Raw genomic sequence first — 4,298 nt, 5'->3', positions numbered from 1 at the left:
GATGAGCACAACGCCGAGCAGGTGATGGCGCTGATGATGGCGGCAGTGCGCGATACCGGCGCCGGCCTGTTGCTGGTCAGCCACAACCCCGCCTATGGCGCACTGGCGGATCGGGTATTGCGGCTAGAAGGAGGCCAGCTGGTCGGGCTCAAGGGCACCACCATGGTTCATCCGATGGATCACCCCATCAATCACGCCCGCTACTCAGTGCCGGATTGCCGCTGATGCTGCCACTCAAGGCGCTGCTGCGCCTCTATCGCCGCCACCCTTGGCTGCTACTAATGAGTCTGGCTGGGCTGGTGTTGGGGGTCTCGCTGGTGGTGGCCATCGAGCTGCTTAACCACAGTGCCCGCACCAACTTCGTCGCTGCCCGCAGCCAGCTAGCGGGGGACGCCAACTACCGACTGGCCCCAAACGGCGGCGTGGATGAGCAGATCTATGTCCGACTGGTGCGCAGCCAGCCCGCCCTTGAGGCCATGCCCCAACTGCATGGCTGGCTGAAAGACGAGCAAGGGCACAGCCTCCAACTGCTGGGGATGGATCTCTTCAACCTCGGCCCCGTGCGTCAGCTGTTTGGCCACCTCCCGGGTCGCGAGCCCGANNCCTGAGGCGGCTCGCCTTGGCTGGCTGCTGGGTGAACCGCGCCGCTTTGTACTGGATGACGGCGAGCACTCTCCTGTCCGCTCGCTCACCCTAACCTTGGCAGGGACCTTTGTGCCGGGCGCTGTGCCGATGGATCGGCTGCTGCTGACCGACATCGGTCTGGCCCAGCAGCTACTGGGCAAAGAGGGCCGCCTCGATCGCATCGTCTTTAAATTAAGCGAGGCGCAGGCACAGATGGTGCAGCGCACGCTGCAGGCCGATTACCCTGACCACCCCCTCTGGCTTGAGCCCATCAGCCCCGCTCTGGATGCCAGCCAGCTTGGTGATGCGTTGGCACTCAACCTCTCTGCGCTCTCCCTGCTCGCCATGGCGGTGGGGCTGTTTTTGGTGTTCAACGCCCAGCGCTTCGTGCAGAGCGTACGCCGCCCCCAGCTGGCCCAACTGATCATGCTCGGCATGGCGCCGCGCCGACTGCTCGGCTGGTTGACGCTGGAGCTGCTCATGCTCGCAACCATCGGTACCCTGCTCGGGCTGCTGCTAGGCAGCCTGCTAGCGCTGGCCCTGATGGGACAACTGACCCAAGCGCTCGCCGATCTCTACGGCCCCAATCCCATTGATCTGCTGCGCCTCTCCCCCAGCAGCCTGCTCAAGGCGTTGGGGATTGGCCTGCTTGGGACCCTTGCCGCCAACCTACCCAGCTGGTGGCAGCTGCTACGCCAATCCCCCCTAGCGCTGCGCGAGGGCAGCACTCGCCCGCCGACCCATGCTAGGCTACGGCGACAACTGGCCTGCGCGATCTTACTGATCTGCGTCCTCTGTCTGTGGCTGCCACAAACTGGTCTGGCTGGCGCCTTGTTGGTCGCTGGGGGCTGGCTGCTGGCCATGGCACTGCTACTGCCTGATGCGCTGCGTTGGCTATTAGGGCGCCGGTGGTTACGCTCGGCGGGCCCCCTGAGCGCAAGGCTGGGAGTGGCCGAAACCCTCTATCATCTAGATCGCACCGCCATCGCGGTATAGGGTTGCTGCTCACCTGCACCTTATATAACGCCACCGTTACGGCCACCGATCTCGGCACCATTCTGGGCAATGGCGGCGAGCAGTTCAAAAAAGCCGAACAGGGCCAGCCCATCCACTTGCCCGCCGATCACGCCGCCCACCCCGCCTACCGCTCGGAGTGGTGGTATCTGACCGGCAACCTCAAAGATGAGCAGGGCCGCGATTACGGTATGCAGTGGACCTTGTTTCGTCAGGGTATCACACAGCAGATAACATCAAGCAATCCCTGGCTCACTCCCCAGCTCTGGCTGGCCCAGTTCGCCCTCACTGACGTGAGCAAAAGCAGCCACCAGCAGGATGAGCGCATCAGTCGGCAAGGACCGGGGCTCGCGGGTGCCAGCGGCGGCGAGTATTGGCTCAAAGAGTGGGTGCTGACCTCTCAAGGACAATCGCTCTTTCCTGCCACCCTCAAGGTGCAGAGCGCAGCGGGGGATCTTGAACTTAAGGTGAGCGCCATCAAACCCGCGGTGCTGCAGGGTCAACAGGGTTACAGCGAAAAAAGTCCAGGCAACGCCTCGTTTTACTACTCCTACCCGCGTCTGGCGCTCAGCGGCACCCTGACCCGCGATGGCGAAACCCGTCAGGTCAGTGGCCAAGGCTGGTTTGATCACGAATGGAGCAGCTCGGTATTGGCCCAGTGGCAATCGGGCTGGGACTGGTTTTCGCTGCAGCTCAATGATGGCCGCGAGCTGATGCTGTTTCGCCTGCGCACCAAGGCGGGCCACGCCAATCCCGAAAACCGCTACGGTATTCTGATTGAGCCGGACGGTCGCAGCCGCGTGCTACCTCCCGAGCAGATCCACTTCGTGCCAGGCAAGATGTGGCGTGGCCCCAAGGGCCAACCCTACCCCATCGAATGGCAACTAAAGGCCGCCCAGATGCAGCTGACCATCCAAGCACGCCAGCCCAATCAGGCGATGAGCGGCCGCTTTGATTACTGGGAAGGGGCCGTGAGCGTGTCAGGGGATGCCAGCGGCGTCGGCTATCTGGAGATGACGGGCTACTAGCCGCCATGCCACCTAGCGGGTCCGGGCCAGCTGGCGATCAGTGGGACAGTTCCCGTTAGCGACGGCCCCACTCGCGTGCTCACCGCGGCTGCGTTGGTATAAAGCTGGTATAAATCGGTGCTGCCGCACCATGGGTAACAACGAGTCTTTTCTTTTATTTTCCGCTCATCACTCAGTACCATTGTCTTAACCCCCTGCTTTCCTTGATCGGGCTGAGTGTGAGGTGGACTTCGGCTTGGGAGGGTGCGAGGAGAATGTGCCGCGTATGAAAGGATTTTTGACCAGTGGGGTCGCGCTGCTGAATAGCCCCGCCCCCGGAATCCCAACCCAGCCGCTTTATCAACGCATTGATGAGCCCAACACCCTGCGTACTGCCCAAGGCACCACATTGCCCGCCAATACCAGACGGATCTCGGTGTGTCAAAGTGCCGTGACGCTAGCGCCCACCCTGCAAGTACGGCGCGGCGGCTTTGGCGCAGAAGCAGCTCGCTGGGCTAACGACTGCAACACCGATAGCGGCAGCTATCGCCACAGTCACAGCAACGGAGGATAAATATGGAGCGCATTGCTCTACCCGAGCGTCCTAACTGGCGCGAGCGGGCCGCTGAACTCGGCTTTGAATTTCACACCTTTGATGGCGAGCCTTATTGGGACGAGAGCGCTTATTACCGTTTTGGCCTGCGCCAGATCGAAGAGGATCTGGAAGCACCGACCGAGGAGCTACATCAGATGGCCCTCTCACTGATCCCGACGATAGTGGCCAGCGAAGCGCTGTTGACTCGGCTCGATATCCCCGCATATTGCTGGCCCGCGCTGGAGGACTCTTGGCGGCGCCGCGATCTTCATCTCTATGGTCGGCTGGATCTCGCCTATGATGGGCATGGCCCGGCTAAGCTGCTGGAGCTCAATTACGATACCCCCACCTCCCTCTATGAATCAGGCTTCTTCCAGTGGATTTGGCTGGAGGATCAGGTGCATCGGGGTGTGCTACCCGCAGGGGTCGATCAGTTCAACTCGCTGCAAGAGCAGTTGTATGACGCCTTTGCGGCACATGGCCATGGCGCCCCCCTGCACTTCACCTGCGTGGGCGATAACCTAGAGGATAGAGGCAACCTTGATTACCTCATTGATATCGCCCTGCAGGCCGGCTGTGACGCCCGTTTCGTTGATTTGGCAGATATCGGCGAGTGGCAAGGGCAGCTGGTGGATTTGGGCAACGCTCCCATCCACGAACTCTTTAAACTCTACCCTTGGGAATTCATGGTGCGTGAACCCTTTGGCCAAACGCTGCTGACCAGCCAGACCCGCTTTATCGAACCGGCTTGGAAGATGATCCTCTCCAATAAAGGGATATTGGTAACCGTTCACCGGCAGGGGCTTGACGCACACAATTCGGCAGGGATGGGGTAATCCGTTTTCTCGATGCAGGCTTTGACGATGGCGCGCAGCCACTCCTGAGGACAACGTCCCAAGCGTTTGGCTGTCTCCACCAACGACAGGATACGCTGGCGAAACAACTCGCCACGATGTGAGCACACGCCGTAGCTCCCTTTGCGCCACAGCACATAGCCGCGCAGCGCTCGTTCCGCCTCATTGTTCGTCAGCGGAATATCGTCATCACTCATAAACCGC

Annotated in this window: 3 protein-coding genes and 4 pseudogenes; 6 read left to right on the top strand and 1 reads right to left on the bottom strand. The window is 61.2% G+C overall.

All coding sequences use genetic code 11. The features are described from left to right. The 6 genes and pseudogenes from CUC53_RS12405 to CUC53_RS12385 form a co-directional block, all read left to right on the top strand. A pseudogene (locus CUC53_RS12405) lies at window positions 1-225 on the top strand (hypothetical protein); the annotation flags it as partial. Continuing rightward, a pseudogene (locus tag CUC53_RS19275) lies at window positions 225-601 on the top strand (cell division protein FtsX); the annotation flags it as partial. The pseudogenes CUC53_RS12405 and CUC53_RS19275, both read left to right, overlap by 1 nt. A gap of 2 nt (window positions 602-603) precedes the next feature. Then, window positions 604-1,617, top strand: a pseudogene (locus CUC53_RS12400) (FtsX-like permease family protein); the annotation flags it as partial. Between the two features lie 5 nt (window positions 1,618-1,622). Then, on the top strand, window positions 1,623-2,666 hold the full coding sequence (locus tag CUC53_RS12395) for a lipocalin-like domain-containing protein (protein WP_236757916.1): 1,044 nt from the start codon (window positions 1,623-1,625) through the stop codon (window positions 2,664-2,666). A 205-nt stretch (window positions 2,667-2,871) separates the two neighbouring features. Further along, window positions 2,872-3,219: pseudogene (locus CUC53_RS12390) on the top strand (DUF1190 domain-containing protein); the annotation flags it as partial. Between the two features lie 2 nt (window positions 3,220-3,221). Next, the gene (locus CUC53_RS12385; RefSeq protein ID WP_236757915.1) at window positions 3,222-4,076 is read left to right on the top strand and encodes a glutathionylspermidine synthase family protein; all 855 of its coding nucleotides are present in this window, start codon (window positions 3,222-3,224) and stop codon (window positions 4,074-4,076) included. Here the strand turns inward: CUC53_RS12385 and CUC53_RS12380 are convergent. Next, a partial coding sequence (locus CUC53_RS12380; protein ID WP_157798265.1) for an IS66 family transposase occupies window positions 4,031-4,298 on the bottom strand: 268 nt, incomplete at its 5' end. The two genes, CUC53_RS12385 and CUC53_RS12380, sit on opposite strands and share 46 nt — an antisense overlap.

It is taken from the genome of Aeromonas cavernicola, assembly GCF_002795305.1.
GTDB classification, from domain to species: Bacteria; Pseudomonadota; Gammaproteobacteria; order Enterobacterales; family Aeromonadaceae; genus Aeromonas; species Aeromonas cavernicola.
Note: the sequence above shows the minus strand (reverse complement) of the source record. Positions and strands in the feature narration are given on the sequence as shown.